Source organism: Clostridium sp. FP1 (assembly GCF_011065975.2).
GTDB lineage: Bacteria > Bacillota > Clostridia > Clostridiales > Clostridiaceae > Clostridium_AD > Clostridium_AD tagluense.
Map to the genome: position 1 here is coordinate 911,954 of NZ_JAAMNJ020000001.1, position 22,556 is coordinate 934,509.

20 protein-coding genes, 4 pseudogenes and 1 other annotated feature are annotated in these 22,556 nt (G+C 30.9%); of the genes and pseudogenes, 21 read left to right on the top strand and 3 right to left on the bottom strand.

Going from position 1 to position 22,556, the window contains the following annotated elements:
• Nucleotides 1–31 precede the first annotated feature (31 nt).
• The 5 genes and pseudogenes from G9F70_RS04560 to hcp all read left to right on the top strand — a co-directional run bounded on the left by G9F70_RS04560 (nt 32) and on the right by hcp (nt 4,557).
• Nucleotides 32–720, top strand: a pseudogene (locus G9F70_RS04560) (Crp/Fnr family transcriptional regulator).
• Between the two features lie 157 nt (nt 721–877).
• Nucleotides 878–1,726 (top strand): annotated as a pseudogene (asrA, locus tag G9F70_RS04565) (anaerobic sulfite reductase subunit AsrA); the annotation flags it as partial.
• Nucleotides 1,727–2,002, top strand: a pseudogene (locus G9F70_RS04570) (anaerobic sulfite reductase subunit AsrB); the annotation flags it as partial.
• 99 nt (nt 2,003–2,101) lie between these two features.
• Nucleotides 2,102–2,742: pseudogene (locus G9F70_RS04575) on the top strand (hypothetical protein).
• A 96-nt stretch (nt 2,743–2,838) separates the two neighbouring features.
• Nucleotides 2,839–4,557: a hydroxylamine reductase gene (gene hcp, locus G9F70_RS04580; protein WP_164944791.1), complete on the top strand. Its 1,719-nt coding sequence runs from the start codon at nt 2,839–2,841 to the stop codon at nt 4,555–4,557.
• A 185-nt stretch (nt 4,558–4,742) separates the two neighbouring features.
• Here the strand turns inward: hcp and G9F70_RS04585 are convergent, their stop codons facing one another.
• Complete coding sequence (locus G9F70_RS04585) at nt 4,743–5,504, bottom strand: DeoR/GlpR family DNA-binding transcription regulator (protein WP_164944790.1); 762 nt, start codon at nt 5,502–5,504, stop codon at nt 4,743–4,745.
• Nucleotides 5,505–5,820: 316 nt separating this feature from the next.
• Between G9F70_RS04585 and G9F70_RS04590 the strand changes: the two genes are divergently transcribed.
• The 10 genes from G9F70_RS04590 (at nt 5,821) to G9F70_RS04635 (ending at nt 14,919) form a co-directional block, all read left to right on the top strand.
• Nucleotides 5,821–6,624, top strand: coding sequence for a Cof-type HAD-IIB family hydrolase (locus G9F70_RS04590; protein WP_164944789.1), 804 nt, complete (start codon nt 5,821–5,823; stop codon nt 6,622–6,624).
• Between the two features lie 123 nt (nt 6,625–6,747).
• Nucleotides 6,748–6,801 (top strand) — a sequence feature (sodium ion sensor (DUF1646 type); this cis-regulatory element may regulate processes involved in with the transportation of sodium ions).
• 98 nt (nt 6,802–6,899) lie between these two features.
• Nucleotides 6,900–7,043 carry a hypothetical protein gene (locus G9F70_RS04595; RefSeq protein WP_164944788.1) on the top strand — a complete coding sequence of 48 codons (144 nt, stop codon included), beginning with the start codon at nt 6,900–6,902 and terminating at the stop codon, nt 7,041–7,043.
• A gap of 217 nt (nt 7,044–7,260) precedes the next feature.
• Nucleotides 7,261–7,812, top strand: a complete 552-nt coding sequence (locus G9F70_RS04600) for a CD3072 family TudS-related putative desulfidase (RefSeq protein ID WP_164944787.1) — start codon at nt 7,261–7,263, stop codon at nt 7,810–7,812.
• 12 nt (nt 7,813–7,824) lie between these two features.
• Nucleotides 7,825–8,868, top strand: a complete 1,044-nt coding sequence (locus tag G9F70_RS27225; RefSeq protein WP_164944786.1) for an ABC transporter ATP-binding protein — start codon at nt 7,825–7,827, stop codon at nt 8,866–8,868.
• Nucleotides 8,869–8,934: 66 nt separating this feature from the next.
• Complete coding sequence (locus tag G9F70_RS04610; RefSeq protein WP_164944785.1) at nt 8,935–9,825, top strand: carbohydrate ABC transporter permease; 891 nt, start codon at nt 8,935–8,937, stop codon at nt 9,823–9,825.
• Between the two features lie 2 nt (nt 9,826–9,827).
• On the top strand, nt 9,828–10,673 hold the full coding sequence (locus tag G9F70_RS04615) for a carbohydrate ABC transporter permease (protein WP_164944784.1): 846 nt from the start codon (nt 9,828–9,830) through the stop codon (nt 10,671–10,673).
• Nucleotides 10,674–10,759: 86 nt separating this feature from the next.
• Nucleotides 10,760–12,118 carry an ABC transporter substrate-binding protein gene (locus tag G9F70_RS04620; protein WP_164944783.1) on the top strand — a complete coding sequence of 453 codons (1,359 nt, stop codon included), beginning with the start codon at nt 10,760–10,762 and terminating at the stop codon, nt 12,116–12,118.
• A 152-nt stretch (nt 12,119–12,270) separates the two neighbouring features.
• Nucleotides 12,271–13,272 (top strand): ATP-binding cassette domain-containing protein, encoded by a 1,002-nt coding sequence (locus G9F70_RS04625; protein ID WP_164944782.1) that lies wholly within the window; start codon nt 12,271–12,273, stop codon nt 13,270–13,272.
• Complete coding sequence (locus G9F70_RS04630; protein WP_224617416.1) at nt 13,269–14,138, top strand: ABC transporter permease; 870 nt, start codon at nt 13,269–13,271, stop codon at nt 14,136–14,138. The genes G9F70_RS04625 and G9F70_RS04630 overlap by 4 nt, the downstream gene beginning before the upstream one ends.
• Nucleotides 14,139–14,142: 4 nt before the next feature.
• Complete coding sequence (locus G9F70_RS04635) at nt 14,143–14,919, top strand: ABC transporter permease (protein ID WP_164944781.1); 777 nt, start codon at nt 14,143–14,145, stop codon at nt 14,917–14,919.
• Between the two features lie 36 nt (nt 14,920–14,955).
• Here the strand turns inward: G9F70_RS04635 and G9F70_RS04640 are convergent, their stop codons facing one another.
• Nucleotides 14,956–15,315, bottom strand: a complete 360-nt coding sequence (locus tag G9F70_RS04640; protein ID WP_164944780.1) for a hypothetical protein — start codon at nt 15,313–15,315, stop codon at nt 14,956–14,958.
• 44 nt (nt 15,316–15,359) lie between these two features.
• Nucleotides 15,360–16,817, bottom strand: a complete 1,458-nt coding sequence (locus tag G9F70_RS04645) for an ATP-binding protein (protein WP_224617417.1) — start codon at nt 16,815–16,817, stop codon at nt 15,360–15,362.
• Nucleotides 16,818–17,128: 311 nt separating this feature from the next.
• Between G9F70_RS04645 and G9F70_RS04650 the strand changes: the two genes are divergently transcribed.
• The 6 genes from G9F70_RS04650 (at nt 17,129) to G9F70_RS04675 (ending at nt 22,542) form a co-directional block, all read left to right on the top strand.
• The gene (locus G9F70_RS04650) at nt 17,129–17,275 is read left to right on the top strand and encodes a hypothetical protein (RefSeq protein ID WP_164944779.1); all 147 of its coding nucleotides are present in this window, start codon (nt 17,129–17,131) and stop codon (nt 17,273–17,275) included.
• A gap of 68 nt (nt 17,276–17,343) precedes the next feature.
• A complete protein-coding gene (locus G9F70_RS04655) occupies nt 17,344–17,514 on the top strand; it encodes a hypothetical protein (protein ID WP_164944778.1) in 171 nt (56 codons plus the stop codon).
• A gap of 241 nt (nt 17,515–17,755) precedes the next feature.
• Nucleotides 17,756–18,385: a sporulation membrane protein YtaF gene (ytaF, locus tag G9F70_RS04660; protein ID WP_164944777.1), complete on the top strand. Its 630-nt coding sequence runs from the start codon at nt 17,756–17,758 to the stop codon at nt 18,383–18,385.
• 409 nt (nt 18,386–18,794) lie between these two features.
• Complete coding sequence (locus tag G9F70_RS04665) at nt 18,795–19,709, top strand: ABC transporter ATP-binding protein (protein ID WP_164944776.1); 915 nt, start codon at nt 18,795–18,797, stop codon at nt 19,707–19,709.
• Nucleotides 19,706–20,911: an ABC transporter permease gene (locus G9F70_RS04670; RefSeq protein ID WP_164944775.1), complete on the top strand. Its 1,206-nt coding sequence runs from the start codon at nt 19,706–19,708 to the stop codon at nt 20,909–20,911. The genes G9F70_RS04665 and G9F70_RS04670 overlap by 4 nt, the downstream gene beginning before the upstream one ends.
• Nucleotides 20,912–21,228: 317 nt before the next feature.
• Nucleotides 21,229–22,542 (top strand): hemolysin family protein, encoded by a 1,314-nt coding sequence (locus tag G9F70_RS04675; protein ID WP_164944774.1) that lies wholly within the window; start codon nt 21,229–21,231, stop codon nt 22,540–22,542.
• The last annotated feature ends 14 nt before the right edge of the window (nt 22,543–22,556 follow it).

The window sequence follows — 22,556 nt, forward strand, 5'->3', positions numbered from 1 at the left end:
TTCTAAAATGAGCTCATAAGGAGAAATTAAGATGGTACAAATAACGCTTAGGCAATTAAAAGATCTTCCTTTATTTGAATGTGTTGAGGATAAAACTTTGGATTTAATAAGAGAGAGTGTTATAATAAAAAAAATAAAAAAATCACAGATTTTGTTTGCTGAGAGAGAAATTACAAATAATATATATATAGTGCTAGAGGGAAAGGTAACCATGTACAGATTATCGGAAAAGGGTCAAAAGAGGGTTATCTATATCCTAAATAGTGGTGAGATTATAAATGAGGTAATTTTCGATAATAGTGCAGCCTCAATTAATTGCGAAGGCTTTGAAGACAGTGAAATTATAAGCATATCAAAAGTAGACTTATTAAAGATAATGAAGCAAGATTTTAAACTTACAGAAGTTATATTATACTCTATGAGTAAAAAATAAGAAGACTGTACAGACAGATTAAAAACACAGTTCCTATTAAAATGGACAAGAGGGTAGCCGCAAAGCTTTGGAAATTGTCTAAAGATTATGGTGTACAAACAGAAGAGGGCGTTTTAATAGATATTAAGATAAGCATAACTTATTTGGCAGATATGTTAGGGAGCTCTCGCGAAACTATTTCAAGGGCAGTAAAAGAACTTGAAATTATGGATATGGTTAAAATAAAACATAGAAAATTCATAGTTAATAGAGAAAAGTTAAGTAGGTATTTTAAAGGTGTGCGATGAAAATCACATATTTTTTTTTGGGTTTAAAATACACTAGGTATAGTTAGTTATAAATTAAGTTTTTATAGTGAATTAATTAACAATATTCGATGATTAAGTAATATTAATATAATGGAGGGTATGCATTTATGGGATTTAAGCTTACAATAGAGAAATATTTGAACTTAAATCTAGTTTTTCTCCTAAAGAAATAATACTTCCAATTACTCAAACATTATTTTATTATACTGAAAATGATTGCGTGGAGCCAAAAGAAGATGAGAAGAAAATATTAATATTCTTAAGAAGCTGTGATATTCATGCCATGAAAAGGCTGGATGAAATTTATTTGAGAAATGGAAATGAGGATTATTATTATAAGGTTTTAAGAAATAAAATTAAGTTTGTGCTTATGGGTTGTAGTGAAAGTTTTGAAAATTGCTTTTGCGTAAGTATGGGATCCAATAAGACCGAAGATTATGATATGTACACTAAAATTCAAGACCATGAGGTTTTTGTGGATTGTAAATCAGAAGAATTAATGAATTACTTTAACATAGATAAAATAAACCAGGTAGAAGTATTTCCATAATTTGTGAAGGCTAACGAAATAAAGGTTACTATACCAGGAAATTTAGATAAAAGAGTTTTCAAATCAAAAATGTGGGATGAATATTCTTCAAGATGTATCGCTTGTGGTAGGTGCAATTTTGTCTGTGGTACTTGCTCTTGTTTTACTATGCAGGACATCTTTTATAAAGAAAATAAAAACCTAGGAGAGAGAAGGCGGGTTTGGGCATCTTGTCATGTAGATGGATACAGTGATATGGCAGGTGGACATGGTTTTAGAAAAGACAAAAAAGATAGAATGAGATTTAAAGTTATGCATAAGGTATATGATTTTAAAAAGAGGGCCGGATATCATATGTGTATAGGTTGTGGCAGATGTGATGATATATGCCCTGAATATATATCTTTCTCAAATTGTGTAAACAAATTAAATAAAACAATGGATGATGTGGAATAGATGAAAAATATATACATGCCTTTTAAATCTAAGATACTTAAAATAAGTAAGCATACAGAAACGGATTATACCTTTAGAATGGAGTTCGAAGGTGTTGTAAAGCGGGGTCAATTTTTTGAAGTATCTATACCAAAATTTGGTGAATCACCTATATCTGTTAGTGAGGTAGGTGAGGGTTATATAGATTTTACAATAAGACGAGTAGGTACAGTTACAGACGTAATTCATAGTTTTTTTGTAGGCGGTACCTTGTTTTTAAGAGGGCCTTATGGAAATGTGGCCACTGTAAAATTGATGATACGTATATATGTTTAGAGGGGCCTGTTTTTAACTATTTGGATGCAGTTCATCTAGTAGATTAGGGGGGAGAATATTATGGATATAAACACTAAATTGCTTAAAAAAAATGCATACAGAATAACTAAGAAAAGAGCTAAAACCGCTATAAGAATAAGGGTACCTGGTGGTCATATAGAAGCTAAACATTTAGAGGTTGTGCAAAAGGTAGCAGAGACTTACGGAGATGGCAGCATTCATATAACTATAAGACAAGGTTTTGAAATACCCAATATTGATATAAATAAAATACCAGAAGTTAATAAGATGATTCAATCAGTAATCGATGGCCTTGAAATAAATCAAATTTCCCCTAGTACTGGATATTCTGCTGCAGGTACTAGAAATGTGTCAGCTTGTATAGGGGCAAATGTCCAACAGGTGCATGGAGTAGAAGTCTTGAGAAATATTATAAACTTGTGATAATGGGTAGAACTGGTAAGAAAAATCCTAGACTTGCTCAAGATTTTATAACTTGGGTAGACGAAGAAAGTATAATTGGAATAATAAAAAACACTTGTTCATATACAGAGGAATATATGGATGGAGATGCTCCAGGAGGAAAAGAGCACATAGGGTATATTGTTGATAGAACAGGATATCCAGTGTTTAAGGAGTGGGTCTTAAAAGATGTAAACTTAGGAGAAAAGGCAGAGGTTAAGAAACATATTAACTGGTAACGTAGGGTACCGACAATATAATTATAAATCTGTATACTAATCTCATAACACAAGCGCAAATAGTGCGTAGAACAGTGAAAATGGAGGATGATTTGTATGTCTATGTTTTGTTATCAATGTCAAGAAGCAGCTAATTGTAAAGGCTGTACGGTAAAGGGAGTCTGTGGTAAGACTGAAGACCTTGCAAAGGCTCAGGACTTGCTAATTTATATAACTAAAGGAATATCTGTATACAGTGTTCGTGCTAGAGATAATGGTATAGTTAATAAGGAAGTAGATAATTTTATAATAGAAAGTTTATTTGCAACTATAACTAATGCAAATTTTGATAGAAATGTATTTATTGAAAGAATCAGAAAAGGATTAAGCTTAAGGGAAGAAATAAAAGGGCAGCTTCTTAAAGCTGGTGTTAAGTTAAGTGATAAAGGCGAAAATGCTAGTTGGCTTAGTAAAATATTAAATACCTTTGGATTTGGGAAAGAAGAGGAATTAAACGTGCCAGATGCAGCGGTTTGGTTTTCTAATGACTTAAAAGCCTTTGATGTAAAGGCAGGGAAAGTTGGTGTGCTTTCAACAGAAAATGAAGATATAAGATCCTTAAGAGAATTACTTACTTATGGACTTAAGGGTATGGCTGCATATGTTAAGCATGCTGATAATCTTGGATACGGGGAAGATGGACTTCATGCATTTACTCAAAAGGGATTAGCTTCTACTTTGGATGATAGTTTAGGAGTAGACGAACTTGTAGCACTAGTTCTTGAATGTGGTAAGTACGGCGTTTCCGCCATGGCATTACTGGACAAGGCGAACACTTCTAGTTACGGAAATCCTGAAATAACAAAAGTTAATATAGGAGTTAAAAATAAGCCTGGTATATTAATTAGTGGACATGACTTAAAGGATATGGAAGAGTTATTAAAGCAGACAGAAGGTACAGGGGTAGATATTTATACTCACAGCGAAATGCTTCCAGCTAATTATTATCCTGCATTTAAAAAGTACAAGCACTTGGTAGGGAATTATGGAAATGCATGGTGGAAGCAGAATCAGGAATTTGAAAGCTTCAACGGACCAATACTTATGACTACAAACTGTATTGTAACGCCAAAAGCATCTTATAAAGATAGAATATACACTACAGGAGTAACAGGCTTTGCAGGTGTTAAGCATATAGCAGATGGGATAAATGGAAAACCGAAAGATTTTTCTTCAATAATTGAACAAGCTAAAAAATGTGCGGCACCTAAAGAAATTGAAAAGGGTGAAATAGTAGGAGGCTTTGCTCATAATCAAGTTATAGCTCTTGCGGATAAGATTGTAGATGCTGTTAAAACTGGAGCAATAAAGAGATTTTTTGTAATGGCGGGCTGCGATGGAAGAATGAAGAGTCGCGATTACTACACAGAATTTGCTGAAAAACTGCCAAAGGATGCAGTTATACTTACAGCAGGTTGTGCAAAATATAAATACAATAAATTGAATTTAGGTGATATTGGCGGAATCCCAAGAGTATTGGATGCAGGACAATGTAATGATTCATATTCATTAGTAGTAATAGCACTTAAACTTAAAGAAGTATTTGGCTTGGAGGATATAAATGAACTTCCTATTTATTACAATATTGCATGGTATGAACAAAAGGCAGTTATAGTATTACTTGCACTACTGCATTTAGGGGTTAAAAAAATTCATTTAGGACCAACTCTACCAGCCTTTTTATCACCAAACGTGGTGAATGTATTGGTTGACAACTTCGGCATTGCTGGAATAACCAGTGTAGATGATGATATAAAGATGTTTATGGAAGGCTAATACTTAGATTAGTGAACTACAGGAAGCTGTGGCAAATTTCTAGGTTAACGCTCATAGATATGCAGAAATAATTGAAAATATAGAGGCACTAAACTTTTAATTGAGTTTAGTGCATTTTATTTTTATTAAGATACTCTCTTAATATATTAGGTGAGAAAAATTATTGGATAAATTTATAAATATGGCTAAATTAATTTTATAGTTGAATTTTCCAGTTTTTCTCGAATCTCATCAGCAAGATCTGAATCCGTGATTATAACATCTATGTCCTCTAAAGTAGCAAATCTATAGGTGCCATCTACATTAAATTTTTCTTTTTCTACAAGTAAAAATACCTCTTTACTATTAGAGACTATAATTTCTTTAACATTACCATCTTCTAAGGTAACAGTATCTACGCTGTTTGTTATTAAATTTATGCCTGAACTTCCTAGAAAACCTTTATTAAAGGTATATTTAGATATACTCTTAGTCACCTCTGAACCAAAAACTCCACCAGATTTATTATTATATACTCCACCTATACAAATTAGCTTAACGGTTTCATTATCATTAAAAAGGGGTGGTATTATTGACATATTAGTTATTAAAGTTAACTTCTTAGTACCGTTAGATATTAATTTAGCTAACAAAAAATTGATACTTGAGGTATCTAAAAAAACTACATCTCCATCATTTATAAGGGCAAAAGCTTTTTGGGATATTAACTCTTTGCTATTTAAGTTTATATTCATCCTAGTAGCTATAGAACTATTTTTAGAGATTTTTCTATTTAGGATAGCTCCGCCATAGGTCCTTTGAAGAGCTTCAGCTTTTTCTAGCTTTTGTAGATCCTTCCTTATCATCCCTTCTGAAACATTAAATCGCTGACTTAGGTCTTTTACTTTTATTCTACCAGTTTTATTAAGTATACTTAAGATTTGTTCTAGTCTTTCTTCAGTAAACATTTAAGCACCCCATCAATCATTATCATTTAGTGTTGCTAGTGATTAATATTATAACATTACTATCTTAATTTACAAAACATCTTGAAAAAAAGCTTTAAATAGTATACAATGATAACAAACAATAAACAATAATACAAAACAACTCGAGTTGATCAGAGGAAGTATTTGAAGATGGTATAATTTAGCGTCATAGGGTAATACCTAGCGTGATATTTTATATATTTAGGCATCTGATAAAAACTACTCATAATGGTTAGTTATTTTTTCAAGATGCCTAATTAATAAGTATTAAAGAAAAAATGCTAGGAGGGAAAGTATGTACAAGCTATTAGCTATTGATATGGATGGCACATTACTAAATAGTAATAAAGTTATTTCAAAAGGGAACAAGGCAGCAATAAAAAAGGCTATAGAAAAAGGTGTTAAGGTTGTTATAACATCTGGAAGAGGACTTAATGGGTTGGATAAATTTTTAGATGAAGTCCATTTAAGAGGAGAAAATGAGTACCTTATTGCAAATAATGGGGGAACTATATATAGAACCAGTGATTTTGAATGCATTAACTATAAAGGATTAAAGGGTAGGGACTTAGTAAAGGCTCATGCTTTAAGCATGGAATTTGGACTTAATATGATTGCGTATACTCATGAAGGTTCTATTGCATCAGAGGAAAATGAGTTTACAAGGTTTGAAACAGAATACGTTGGAACCCCTGTTAAAATTCTTAATTTTAATAGGGATGTTAATGATGAGGATGAGATTACTAAGATATTATTTTCTCAGACAGAGGAACTTCTTGAAAAAAAAATGCTTGAGTTACCAAAAGAATTTTATAGTGAATATAATGTGGTAAAGACTATGCCTATAGTATTAGAAGTTATGGATAAAGATTGTAATAAGGGATACGGTGTAAAAGTTTTAGGGGATATGTTAGGGATTAAAAAAGAAGAGATAATATGCATTGGAGATGAGGCAAATGATATTGAAATGATAACTTATGCAGGTCTTGGAATTGCAATGGGAAATGCTATAGAGGAACTTAAAGATGTAGCTGAATATGTAACTTTAGATAATGATAATGATGGAGTGGCAAAAGCTATTGAAAAATTTATATTATAGGTACAAGAAGTTTTAAAAGGCTCTACTAACATGCCACTTGCCACCTGGGTGTACCTAATATTTCAGTGGAAAATTGAATTAATATGAGTTTTGTAGTATTATATTAATATAATATTTTTTATCGGTTGGACAAACTTAGGTTTGATTCCAAGAAATTTGTTTCTAGGGTGGGAAACTCTTATTTGAGTTCCCCACCTTTTTGTTTTTTGATAAAATTATTTGTAAACGCTAATAGATAGCGGTAGCCACGGGTACCAATATGAGGAGGTAATTATATGAATGGTCAAGATATAATGGTAGCAATTACTGTTGGAATATTAATTGTAGGATTTGTTTATTTTAGTTTTGTTTTTCCGAAAAGAGTTGAAAAGGAAGAAAGGGAAAAAAAAGAAAACCAAAAATCACCAAATAAAAAATAAAATATACATAGAGTTAATAAGCACTAAGGATTTATTTTGATCTTTGGTGCTTATTTTTTTCATTCCACATGTTAGGTGCCGCTTGTCTTATAGGAAATATCTATTGATATATTTACAACTATTAGTATTTTGAATTTTTAATGATAAAGAAGATGTGCTATATTTAAATTTAATGTAATAAAATAAAATGTATTTTAATATATATGGAGGAAAAATTATGGAAAGAAAGAAAATTATTATTGTAAGTCATTGTGTATTAAATACTGCATCAAAAGTGGTTTATTATAATAAAAAAGATATTACCCAGGAAGAAATAGATAGAAAAAATTTTTTGTGTGCAGCAATTAAAGAAGATGTACATTTTCTTCAGTTGCCTTGTCCAGAATTTAATCAGTATGGTTCTAATCGGTGGGGTCATACAAAGAAGCAATTTGATAATTCTTTTTTCAGAGATAACTGTAGAAGAATGCTAGAGCCAATCATATTACAGATGAAGGAATATATAGGTGAGATAGATAAATTCGAAGTTCTTGGTATTATTGGAATTGATGGAAGTCCAAGCTGTGGTGTAAATATTACATGCTGTGGTGAATGGGGCGGAGAATTTTCAGGATTGGATGATATTAGTGAAGTGATAAATAAGGTTAATGTGAAGAATGAAAAAGGTGTTTTCATGGAAGTGTTGCAAGAAATGATGAAGGAGAATGGTATAGATTTACCTATGATAGGCTTAAAGGATGCATTAGAGAAAATAATTGGAATTGATTAGAGGTGCAAATTCGTGAAAATACGATTAGAAAATGTATCAAAAGAATATAAAGAGGTGCTAGCGGTTAACCAGCTAAATGTTCATATTGAAGATGGAAGCTTAGTATGCCTATTAGGACCAAGTGGTTGTGGGAAGAGTACAACCTTATCTATGATTGCAGGATTGGATAAGCCAACGGAGGGTAATATATATTTTGATGGAGTAAACGTAAATGATGTGCAAGCAGAACATAGAGATATTGGGATGGTGTTTCAAGATTATGCGCTTTATCCTCATATGTCTGTTATGGAAAATATAGAGTTCCCATTAAAGATGCGTAAGTGGAACAAGAAGCGCCGATTAGAAAAGGTAAGTCAAGTTGTTAAGGTTTTGCAAATTGAGGAGTTATTGCACCGTAAGCCTTCCAAATTATCTGGAGGGCAACAACAACGTGTGGCAATTGCTAGGGCTTTAGTAAAAGATCCTAAAATATTATTATTGGATGAACCACTATCGAATCTAGATGCAAGACTTCGTATTGAGCTTAGAGATGAAATTCGCAGTTTACAAAAAAAATTACAGATTACAACTATATTTGTCACCCATGATCAAGAAGAGGCCCTTAGTATTTCAGATAAGATATTATTGCTAGATAAGGGTAAGCTACAGCAGTATTCATCACCAAAAAAAATGTATATGGAGCCTGAAAATAGATTTGTAGCAGGGTTCTTAGGTAACCCATCAATGAATTTTATAAATGGTATTTTAGATAATAAAAAGCTATTTATAATAGCAACAGATAAAAAAATACAAGTACAAGCAGATTATATTAATAATTTTAAAAACTATGACAGTGGTAATCACCTATTAGGGATTCGCCCAGAGGATTTAATTTTATCTGAGAATAAGAGTGGAGTGTCAGGAACAATTGTAAGTATACAAACCCTTGGAAAAGAGGTCCATATTAAATTTTCAGTAGAGAATATAATCTTAAAAGCTTGTGTAAGTTGGGATCATAATTATGCTATTGGTGATCATGTAGATTTTCATATAAAACGTATACATATATTTAATTAAAAGGCTTTATTTTAAATATTTGCTGCTTATTATACGTATTTTATAAATTCAAGGAGTGTTGTAAGTATGAAAAAGATTAAGTTGAAAAATAATAATATGAGAGCACTTCTTTATCTTTTACCGGCCTTAGTTATAATTGGAATATTTCAATTTTATCCTATTTTTAAGTCCTTTACCATGGGATTTTACACAAAGTTTGATTATTTAACTGATAGGATATATCAAACAGGATTAAGTAATTTTGTTTATGTTCTAAAGGATCCGGATTTTCATTTGGCACTTAGAAATACATGTGTTTTTGCATTTTTCGCTGCACCACTGGGAATTATTGTAGCTTTAATTATTGCTTTGATATTAAATACAAATATTAGATTTAAAAAGTTTTTCGTCAGTGCATATTTTTTACCTTTTGTTACATCAACAACGGCTGTATCCATTGTATGGCGATGGATGCTTAATAATGATTATGGGCTTGCAAATGCTTTTTTAGGTGTGATTGGAATGGCTAAGGTCAGTTGGCTTACAGATGCTAGAATGACTATACCTATTTTAGTAGCCTTAAGTATATGGAAGGGTCTTGGCTATAAAATTATTATTATTTTAGCTGGGCTTCAAAGTGTTGACAAACGTTATGAGCTGGCTGCTAGAATGGACGGAGCATCTAAATTCCATAGAATATGGAATATAACAATTCCTATTATAAAGCCTACTATGGTATTTCTATCTATTACATCTATTATTGGTGCTTTTAAATTATTTGATGAGGTGTACATTTTATATAGTCAGAAGCCTGGGCCATTACAAAGTGGCTTGACTATAGTTTATTATATTTTTGATAAGTTTTATCGCCACTGGGAATTTGCAACGGCATCGGCGGCAGCATTTATTTTATTTATTATGATATTAATCTTAACTATTATTCAGTTTGTATTTACAAGGGCGCATAAGGAGGAATAGATATGAAACCTATTAAATTACAAAAGAAAAAAGTTTCATTGGTGAGTATCTTATTTTATTTTATTTTGATCGTTGGAACCACATGGGTATTGTTACCATTTATTTGGATGTTATTAACTGCTGTAAAGCCTGCAAATGAAGTAATGTCTATGCCACCAAAATGGATTCCTTCAAAATTTATGTGGGAAAATTTTAAAGAGGCACTAGTGACAGTGCCATTTCAAAGATACTTATTTAATAGTATTTTAGTGGCTGTTTGCGTTACTTTAGGAGAACTATTTACAACAATATTAGCATCCTATGCTTTTTCATATATACCCTTTGGATATAAAAACATATTATTTATTATTTTGGTAGCAACTATGATGGTACCTAGTGAAATACTTATGATTCCAAATTACGTAACATTAAGTAAATTTGGATGGATTAATAGCTATAAAGCATTAATTTTTCCTTGGTGTGCTAGTATTTTTTCAATATTTTTATTAAGGCAACAGTTTTCAACTGTTCCATATTCTTATTATAAGTCAGCGAAGATGGACGGATGTTCAGATTTTCGTTATCTTTTTACAATACTAGTACCATTATCAATGCCAACACTAGTATCTATTGCTATATTAAAATTTATTAATAGCTGGAACTCTTATATGTGGCCGCTAATTACAACAAATACAAAGGAAATGCGAACTTTGCCAGTTGCCTTAGCTGCTTTTTCAAGTGAAGCGGGGACAAGGTATAACGTACTCATGGCATTTTCTGTAATGATGGTTGCACCTGTTATTATTTTATATTTATTTACACAAAAACACATTATAAAGGGTATTAGTAAATCAGGGCTCAAAGGATGAAAAAATTGGTTATTAAAACAAGTTTGTGAAGGAAACATATTTGTTTTTAATATATATATTTAAAATACGAGGGGGATTATATTATTATGAAGAATAAAAGAATATTATCAGTTGTATTAGCGATGTCAGTAATGACTACGATGATGGTAGGCTGTGGTAAAAAAGCAGCAGATACCACTAAAAAATCAACAGGAACTGTGTCAGAGACAAAGGTACTTGCAACAAAGATAACAGAGCCTGTAGAAATTACATTTTGGCATGCAATGGCTGATAAAAACGAGAAAGCAATGCAAAAAATTACAGATGACTTTATGAAGCAGAATCCAAAGGTTACTGTAAAGTTACAAAACCAAGGAAAGTATTTAGACTTATTTGATAAATTAATGGCCTCTGCAAAGGCAGGACAAATGCCTACAATTTCACAAGTTTATTCAAATCGTCTTTCATGGTATGTATCTAAAGATTTAGTAACAGATTTAACGCCGTATATGAAAGATTCAAAAACAGGTTTTACAGATAAGGATTACACGGATATTCCAAAGATGTTCTTAGATGATGGTATTTGGGACGGAAAACAATTGGCTATGCCCTTTAATAAAAGTCAAATGGTTCTTTACTATAATGTGAAAATGTTTAAAGACGCAGGTATTGCAGTTCCAACTACTTGGACTGAGTGGGCAGCTGCAGCTAAGAAACTTACTGTAGATAAAGATGGTGATGGTAAGCCAGAAGTATATGGTTGTGTATTTGCAAACAACCTTTCTACAGATATTGCACCATGGTTAAAACAAGCCGGCGGAGAAGAAATGAACGAAAAAACAAATGAACTATATTTTGATAAAAAAGAAACAAAAGTAGCTGTGGATTTTTTAAGTGGAATGATTAAAAATAAAACAGCTCGTTTAGCTGGTGATGACGGTAATGCTAATGTCCCAATACAAGATGGACGTGCAGCAATGTGTGTTGCATCTACATCAGCACTTCCTTACATTGAAGAGAGTACAAAGCAAGGTATTACAATTGATGCAGCAGCTCTACCAGGAAATCTAACAAATAATCAATTATATTATGGTACAAATATTGCAGTATTTAATAAAGCTACAGATACGCAAAAACAAGCAGCCTTTGAATATATAAAATTCCTAACAAATACAGAAAATACGGCTTATTTTGCTGCTCAAACAGGCTATATTCCAGTAAGAAAATCTGCACAGAAGGACCCTGTATTTAGTGCAGTACTTGCAGCAAAACCAATCAAGCAACTTTCATTTAAATGCATGGATAAAGGTTTTCAAGGTGCTAGAAGTATTGGTAGTATTAATGCACTAGATGAACTAGGAAAACAATTAGACTTAGTATTCAGCGGGAAAAAATCTGTTGAAGATGCATTAAAAGATGCGCAAAAAAATGGTACAGCAGCAATGGAAAAGGCTAGAAATAACTAGTTAATTTTATAGTAATTAATATAAAAGGAGCTATTAAAGTAAAGAGCCTAGAATTCATAAAGGTTCTTACTTTAAGGTAGCTTCTTTTTTTATTGATTATAATTAGAAAAAATGGTATATTGTACTTTAAAATTATTTTTGGGGGTGAATTAATGATCTCGTTATCACATATTAACAAGGATTATCGCATAGCAAAACGAGAACCAGGTCTTAAGTCAGCAGCCAAGGCGCTATTTCACAAAGAGTATCATATTGTTCATGCGCTACAAGATATTTCACTTAACATAAAAGATGGTGAAATGGTTGGATATATTGGACCAAATGGAGCTGGCAAAAGTAGTACAATTAAAATTATGAGCGGTATATTAAGGCCAGATAGTGGAAGCTGTATTATTAATGGTAGGATACCATGGAAAGACAGAGTGAACCATGTAAAAGAAATTGGTGTCGTATTTGGACAACGTTCTCAATTGTGGTGGGATGTTCCGGTGGGCGATTCATTTTTATTACTAAAAGAACTTTATCATATTGATACTAATAAATATAACAAAAGAGTTAATGAACTTTCAGAATTAATAAATATTGGTGATTTGTTAAAGGTACCTGCAAGGCAACTGTCATTAGGTCAGCGTATGAAATGTGAGCTTGGGGCTTCTTTATTACATAATCCTAAAATACTATTTTTAGATGAACCTACCATCGGACTAGATGCAGTGTCTAAAATTGCTGTTAGAAATTTTATTTCAGACATTAATAAAGAATATAAAACAACAATTATACTGACAACTCATGATATGCAAGATATTGAAGCTATGACAAACCGTATCATATTTATTGGTAAAGGGAAAATTTTGTTAGATGGAACCATGGATATGCTAAAGAAAAAATATTCTAAAAATAAGAGAATAAAAGTTTATTATAAAGGAGAAATTTCTTTGAAATTGTTCCAAGAAGAAAATAAGGTAGAATTAGATGGAATTCAAATATTAGAACATGTTCAAGGGAGGGTAATTATAACTGTAGATACAGAGGTTACAAGTCTTTCACATACCATTAGTTTTTTATGTAGCAGGCTAGAGGTTATAGATATTTCTATAACTGGAACAAGTGCAGAGGAAATTGTCCTATCTTTATATGAGGAATATGCAGTATGAGAATAGAAAATGAAGGTCTAAAGCCATGCTTTAGTAATAGAATTAAAAATAAATTTAATGATGGTAAAGTGTATATATCCTTTTTTAAAATCCGTTTTAACTGCGGAATTCAATATCGTGCTGCTGCGCTAGCGGGTATTATTACACAATTCACCTGGGGATTAATGCAAATACTATTATACAGGGCCTTTTATATTTCAAGTCCAGAAGCATTTCCTATGGGACTTGCACAATTATCATCTTATTTTTGGCTACAACAGGCTTTCATGAATTTGTTTATGACTTGGTTTTTGGATGCAGATATTATAGAGTTAATTACATCAGGAGGCATAGCATATGAGCTTTGTAGACCTCTTGATTTGTACAATATGTGGTATATAAAGAGCTTGTCTAGTCGCTTTTCTAAAACGGCAATTCGTTGTATACCAATTTTAGTGGTAGCATCTATATTGCCAAAACCTTATAACTTAAGCATGATAACAAGCTTGAATTTAACAGTGACCTTTTTAATCTCCATGGTTTTAGGTTTTGGTATAGTTGTAGCATTTTCCATGTTGATTTATGTGATTACATTTTTTACACTGTCACCTATGGGAATTAGAATTGTGGCACTATCGCTTATGGAATTTTTATCAGGTGGAATAATACCAATTCCTTTTTTACCGAAGTCTATTCAAAATATTGTAGAGCTATTACCTTTTGCCTCAATGCAGAATACTCCATTTCGTATCTATAGTGGAAATATTCAGGGAATGGAGATACTATTTAGTATCTTATTACAAGTATTTTGGCTAACGCTACTTATTATATTGGGTAAATATCTTATGAAACGTGCTGTTAACAATGCCGTTGTACAAGGGGGTTAATCAAATGAAATTATATTTTAAATTTTTATCATTGCATATAAGAAGTGCCATGGAATACAAAGTTTCCTTTATATTAACAACCATAGGGCAGTTTTTCATCTCTTTTACATCGTTTTTAGGATTATATTATTTATTTGCACGTTTTGATAGTGTACAAGGTTTTACATTTGAAGAAGTACTGATATCTTATTCTGTAGTTTTAATGGCTTATTCCATTGCAGAATGCTTTTCCTATGGGTTTAAAACATTTTCCAATACCATATCTAGTGGAGGGTTTGACTTAATTATGATACGTCCTTGTAATGAAATTTTTCTTGTATTTGTATCAACTATAGAATTTACTTCATTGGGAAGATTTGTACAGGCACTGCTGGTTATGATTTATGCAATATCAACAAGAGTAGTAGAATGGAATTTACATAAAGTAATTGTGTATACTGGGATGATAATAGGGGGAGTTTTCTTATTTATGGGGTTATACATTATTTATGCAGCACTTTGTTTTTTTACGGTAGAAGGTCTAGAGTTTATTAATATTTTCACTGACGGAGGTAGAGAATTTGGAAAGTATCCCATGAACATATATGGGAGTGCTATATTAAAATTTTTCACATATATTGTACCTTTAGCTTGTGTTCAATATTACCCCTTACTTTACTTGTTAGGGAAAGAAGATAATATAGCTTTAGCTTTAACACCATTATATACCATTGTATTTTTGATTTTAAGTTACGGACTATGGATAATAGGGGTTAGAAATTATAAGTCTACAGGTTCATAATTGAAGAATGTTTTCTTTTGCTTTACCTTAGGAAAGCTAAGGTTTTACATTACTAATTTGATTATTATCCAAATCCAAATCAGTAGAATCTTTTTTCACTGATAGATTACTATTATTTTTGTCACCAGCGTTTTGGAGTTTTATTATATCATTAACATCATACTTTAAATTATCTTCAGTAGGGCATTGTATCTCATCTCTTATTGTTTGCTCTAAGTTCTTATCTGAAAATGTAATGACTGTACTTTCTGTAATCTGGACACTTACTGAATTTTTCTCTGCTACACTAGCTGAAGAGGTAAATTCTTTAGAACTATAACCAAGAAGGTTAATACTAAATAGAAAAATAACATAAATAGTTAGCCACTTAAATTTATTGCAAAATACGTTTCTCATGTTCATAATCTTCCATTTGTATTAATAATTAAATCATGTAAATACTACGAATAAACATCTGAAAGTTCAACTTTTATACTTTCATCTTCACTTCTAACCTTGTTACTATATAGCATATTTTCCTGGAGTACTTTCTCGGACGGAAGAGTAACTGTAAACTTACTTCCTTTTCCAAATTCACTTTCAGCATAGATACTACCACCATGTAATTCCACAATAGACTTAACTAAACTAAGGCCAATACCCGTGCCTTCTGCATTTCTTGATAGGGATTTGTCTACCTGTTTAAATCTATCAAATATCATATCCAAGTTCTTTTCTTCAATGCCAATGCCATTATCTTTAACAGAGATTTCAACAAATTTATTTTTATCTTTAACATCCACAAATATTTCATCACCAATTTTCGAGAATTTTATAGCATTTGATATAAGATTTAATACTATTCTCTGTATCATTTCCGGATCACAAGCAATAATGTTTTCTTCTACATCTGTATCAAAAATAATATGTAACCCTTTAATATCTGTAAAATTAGTTACAGACATCACTATTTCTTCTACAACTTCCACTATATTGTTATTTGATAAGTTCAATTTAAAGAACCCTGCTTGAATTTTTGATGAATCCACTATGTTATTTATAAGTTTAGATAGTCTGTAGGAATTTAGTTTCATTGAGTCAAGATATTTAATAATTGTTTCCCGCCTTTGGTCTAATGAGCCATTTTGGCAATACATTTGAAATAACTGGATAGCAGAAAAAATTACATTTAATGGTGTTTTAAGCTCGTGCGAAATATTTGCCATAAATTCTTCATGTGAAACTAGCAATTTTTGTAATTCATTGTTTAGCTCATTTTTCTTCTTAACTTCTTCATAGGTATAATTCCATATATACCTGATAAACATAAGATTAACCAAGGCAAGTAGGCTACCTAAAAAAATCAATAGGTACCGTTGAAACTTTTGAGCACTTATAACTTTGTTACGTGAAATGTTTACCTCTAAATTAATTTTATTTATTAGTATGTTATCAGTTGCCCTAAATTTATCAACTAAACTTTTACCTTGATTCATATTTAATTTTGATTGATATGAATTACCATTATCCACCAATACTATTTGTTGTTTAAAAAATGTTTCAATGGATTTCATCTGATCAGTAAGTTGATTAGTGGTGTTCAGTCCTAATGGTGTATCTTTTAAATTATCCAGAGAATTGTAGTATCCTTGTACTTGTTTACTTCCTAAATAGTAGGTGTCTAAAAAACTTTTATCTTTTGTGATGATATAGGCCCTGATGCAAGTTTCTTCATTAATTAGTGATGTTAAGATTTCCGTTGAAAATGTTTTTGCTGGAAGTATTTTTTTTATAATAAAATCAGATTGATTACATACCTTATTCATACTATAAATACTAAATAATATTATTATTAATGATAGACAGGCAATTGAAATATATCCCAATACCATAGTCCGTCTACTTCTACTTTTACTCATAATAATTATGCCAGCTCCTTAAAAAAATTCTACTTTAATTTAAAATTACTTATACCTTATAACATATTACTACAATATGCGACAATTTACTATATACTTAGGAACTAAGGCATTGCATTCCAGTATTATTTTTTTACTACCAACATGTAACTTGCCACTTGAGTGCACTTTTTCATCTCCATCATAAAAAAAACGTCGGTTTAATGTTTATTTATTACAATTTTGTAGATTTTATGTTGCATATACCTATAGTTGATGGTAATATTGTACTTATAATAAAGAAAATTCTTAAGAACTGAATGAAATTAATTATGTTTAATCCTGATTTTTCAGATGCAGTAAGAGTAATGGATAGTTCAACAAGTAGTAATAATACCATATTCGAAGTAATTGAATATATAATCCATATTTTAATGGTAACACAAAATGTTGAAAAATCAGCAAGGTACCTATATTAATTTGTACATAGAGAACTTATAAATAATATGGAGAGGGAGAGTTAACTATTAACGATGCTGAAGGATTGATGATTGAGAATATAAAAGATGCATTAAAAAACAAATCATTTATTGAAAGTTTTATACATGAAGAAAACTGTTCAATTGAAGAAAAATTGATAGCGTATAATCTTAAAAAAGAGATAAGTACTCTATCAACAGCTTACGTTTTAGTAGTGAAACCAAGAATTGTTATATAAAATAGTATATTAAATAACAAAGAAATCACGCTAAAGATAGCGTGATTTTTGTGCTTATAAGACTAGATATTATTGAAGTGAGACGTAAAAATTCATAAATTGTAATATTGTTACGTTTTATATGAAGAATGTATACTAACATGTAACTTCTTTTTTCAAGTCACTAAATTAGCATTAAGTAAACTTTTAATGAGTCGTACCATACTATAATCTCGTGATATCTTAACTTTGGAGGGGTTATATGAGTATTTTATCAATTTTTCTTTTTGCTATATCCTCAAGCAGTGATAATCTTATTGTAGGACTAAGTTATGGGGCTAAAAAGGTTAGAATAAATTTTATGAATAACTTTATAATATCTTTTATTTCTGGTATCGGCACTTTTTTAGCAATGTTATTTGGAAGAGTTCTTTTACAATTAATTCCCCTAAAATGTTCAAATATAATAGGAAGTGGCATATTAATATTATTGGGCATATATCTATTAATAAATTGGCTAAGAAAAGACATTGACATCAAGAAAAATACAGAAAAAGTCAATGATGATATATCAGAGTTTCAACGATATGAAAACACACTTATAAACCCAGAAATAATAGATACAAATAACTCAAAGACTATAGACTTTAAAGAAGCAATTATCTTAGGAATTGTTCTTTGTTTAAATAATATTGGTTTGGGGATAGGGGCAAGTATTACAGGGTTAAACATTTTTATGACATCTATATCATCTTTGATTTTTAGTCTTGCATTTATACCAATAGGGTATTACATTGGTGAAAAGGTAATTTCTGATAAGTTATCAAGATATTCAGAAATAATTTCAATATGCATTATTATGATTCTCGGAGTGTATGAGTTATTTATATGAAGTCGGATTATTAATAATTTTATAAATAGGTAAAATAAACTACATATTTTACCTATTTATTATTTGAAAAATATATAAGACGCAAAAAAATACAATTACGACCTAAATTTATAAAAAGCGTAGCACAGTATACATATTTACACATCACTATATTTACAATATATCCATTTAATGTGGATAAGAATCGTTATTATATCGATGATACTCCTTGTACTTTAAGAAAATTGTTTTCTTGTAATATGCTACTTGCTACTTGGGTGGCACTAATGGGACACCTATGGTATTTAAATAATTTGTAACAAATATTAAAAATTTATTACAAATTGTAAAATTACTTGATATTTAGAAAATTATGTTATAACATTAACATGCTTAAGATTTAATAACAAGTAAGTAAGGGGTGTATAAGGTGAATGTATTAGAAGTAAAAGATGTGTACAAGCGTCTTGGTAAAAGAGAAATCATTAAAGGAATTACTTTTTCTGTAAAAGAGGGAGAGATATTTGGATTTTTAGGGCCAAATGGGGCTGGTAAAACAACTACTATTAGAATGATGGTAGGTTTAATAGCTGCTAATAAAGGGTCTATAACGGTTATGGGACACGAGATAAGCCACGAAAGAGAAAAAGCATTAAGTAATATTGGAGCTGTAGTAGAAAATCCGGAATTATACACATATTTAACTGGAAGGCAAAACTTAATGCAAATCGCAGCTATAAGAAAGATTAGCAAAACTGATGTAGAGGAAGTAATTGAACTTGTAAATTTAAAAGATAGAATAGATGATAAGGTGAAAAAGTATTCCCTTGGAATGAAGCAGAGATTAGGTCTTGCGGCGGCTCTGATTTCAAAACCTAAATTACTTATTTTAGATGAACCTACAAATGGGCTTGATCCAACAGGTATAATGGATTTTAGAGATATAGTTAAAAAGGCTGCCAAAGAATTAAAAACAGCAGTATTTATATCTTCTCATATGTTAAGTGAGGTTCAACAGCTCTGTGATACAGTTGCCTTTATAAACGATGGCTTAATAAAAGCAGTGGAAAGCATTACAGGCGGAGACATAAGGAAGGACAAGGATACGATAGTAGTAATTACTAAGGACATTGAAAAATGCGAAGAGTTATTAAAAACTCTAACCTTTGTCCATGAAACTCATAGAGATGAAAACTTCCTAGTGGTGGAGCTTGACGAAAATTCAACTCCAGAATTAATTTTTTCTCTGGCAGAAAATAAAATCCGAGTAGCAGAGGTATACAAGAAGTATAAGGGGCTTGAAGAAAGGTACATGGAGCTTGTTGAGGGGGGGATGAGAGTATGATGATATTCAGACTTATTTCAAATGAAATTAAAAAGCTTATGATGCGGAAGAAGACAATTATTGTATTCCTGGCTTTTATATTATTAACAATTGCTATAGGCTATGGAACATATAGGGAGAATTTAAACAGAAAACAATGGGACAGTCCTGAATTTAGACAGAGAAACATGGAAGAGTCTATAGTGAATGAGAAGAAAAATTTGAAAAATAATAATGTAGCAGAGCTAGACAAAAAACGTATGAAAGAAAATATTGCCAGTATGGAAGGAGAGTTATCGCGTGTTAAGCTGGAGGTAAGCGGTAAAACTGTGGATTGGAAAACCCAATTAAAGGAACAAATTAATAATTTGGAAAAAAGTTTAAATGATAATAATGCTGGAATAGACGGCAATGAAAAAGATAGAATCAAATTAGAATTGCAGAAGGATAAATATTTATATGATAACAATATAAAACCTGAAAAAGACTATACACTTAATGCATTTAATTTTATTAACACACTCTTTATGGTTCTGGGGACTATTTTTATAGCAGTAGGTGTAATGGTCTTTACTGGAGATATGGTTTCTGGGGAATTTACGCCACCTACTATGAAAATATTACTTACTCAGCCAGTTTCAAGGGCAAAAGTATTAGCTTCTAAGTTTATAGCAGTGGCGGGAGTAGCTACTTTATTAATACTAGTTGTGGAACTTTTAGCATTTTTAATAATGGGCCTGATATTTGGGTTTGGAAATGCAAGCTACCCAATTATAGCTGGGACAACTTATAAATGGGATTTAGCTCAGAGTGTTTATGGAGGACATCCGTTGGTAGTAGTGGCAGGTTCCTCTTATATAATATCTACTGGAGAATTTGTATTTAGAATGTTCTTAATGCAGACATTATTTATAATAACTTGTGTGTCAGTTTCATTTATGCTATCTTCCATAGTAAAGAGTAGCATGGTTTCAGTAAGTGTAAGTATAGTTATTGTAGTTGCTCTTACTATATTAGTAGAAATGCCAGCACTTAAAAAGTTAGCACAATATATGTTTACCTCCTATGGACCGGTAGGAACAGTTCTTACGGGCGGGGTTGCAATGAGATATAATAACCCTAATGCAACTACGGCATTTGGGATCGGTACTTTAATAGTTACATCTATAGTTTGTTATTTGATATCCCATATAGTATTTACAAGAAAAGATATTTTAATATAGAAACAAAACTTAACAATAATTTAATAAGATAAAATGAACCGGCTAGGGTGATCTACTTTTAAATAGTAGAGCACTCTTTGTATTAACCGTCACAAATAATAAAAATTTGTGGCGTTTTTATTTTTATTAAATTAATTTTACAAAGAGATTACAAATGAAAAATTAAATATTAAAATAAAGTATTGACTAAATTTTCTACTAATATGGGGAGTAGGAAAGGATAAATTAAATAATAATTTTTATATTATCAATAAAGTGTTCAGATTAGTGTTATTATTATAATATGAAAGTTTTTTATTTAAGAGGAGGAATTTTTAATGGATTCAAACCCTGACCCCGCGCTAAGTAATATAATGGCGCAATTTACACTAATTGGTATTTTAACACTGATAAATGCATTCTTTGCATCAGCAGAAATGGCGATGGTATCATTAAACAAAAATAAAATTAAACATCTTGCACAGGAGGGTAACAAAAAAGCACAGCTTTTAGTAAAACTTATTGAAGAGCCAACAAAATTTTTATCCACTATTCAAATCGGAATTACGCTTGCTGGATTTTTATCTAGTGCATCTGCAGCTACGGGTATATCTAATGATTTTGCAAAATTTTTAAACAGTTTAAACGTACCTTATAGTAAGCAAATTGCTTTAGTTAGCATAACTATTGGTTTATCTTATATAATGATTGTATTTGGTGAATTGTTTCCAAAACGTATAGCACAGCAAAAATCAGAAGCTATTGCAATGTTTTCAGTAGTACCCATTCTTTGCGTATCTAAATTGATGCTTCCCTTTGCAATGTTACTTTCAGCATCCACTAATGTTTTAGTTAAGATTACTGGTATTGATAGTAAAAAAATAGAGGAAAAATTATCCAAAGAAGAAATAAAATCACTTATAAAAGTCGGGCAAGAACGCGGCGCCATAAACGAAACTGCAAAAAAAATGATAAATAACATTATTGAATTTGATGATAAATCAGCTACAGAAGTCATGACTCCAAGAACAGAAGTGTTTTTGATTGACATAAATGATCCTGCTTCCAAGTTTTTAGATGAGTTATTAGAGGGGAAATATTCTAGGGTGCCAGTATATGACGGTGATATTGATAATATCATAGGAATACTTCACATGAAAGATTTTATAATAGAGGCTCGTACAAATGGTTTTGAAAATATAAACATTAGGAATCTATTACATTCTCCTTACCTTGTTAATGAAAGCAAAAATATAGATGAATTATTTAGAGAATTAAAAAAAGCTAAAAATCATATGGCTGTACTGATAGATGAATATGGAGGATTTTCAGGAGTAGTTACTACTAAAGATCTTATAGAAGAAGTTATGGGGAATATTGAAGATGAATATGATTATGACGAACCTGATATAAGAAAAATTGATAACAATACTTATATAGTGAGTGGATTGCTATCAATAGACGACTTAAATGACAATCTTGACTTGAATTTAGTATCAGAAAATTACAATACAATAGGAGGTTTTTTAGTTAGTCTATTGGGATGTATTCCAAAGAAAAATGAAAACAAAACTATTGAATATGGTAATGTAATATTTACAATAGAGGAAGTTAAAGAAAGAAGAATAGGAAAGATTAAAATATGCATATAAATAAGAGACTTTAG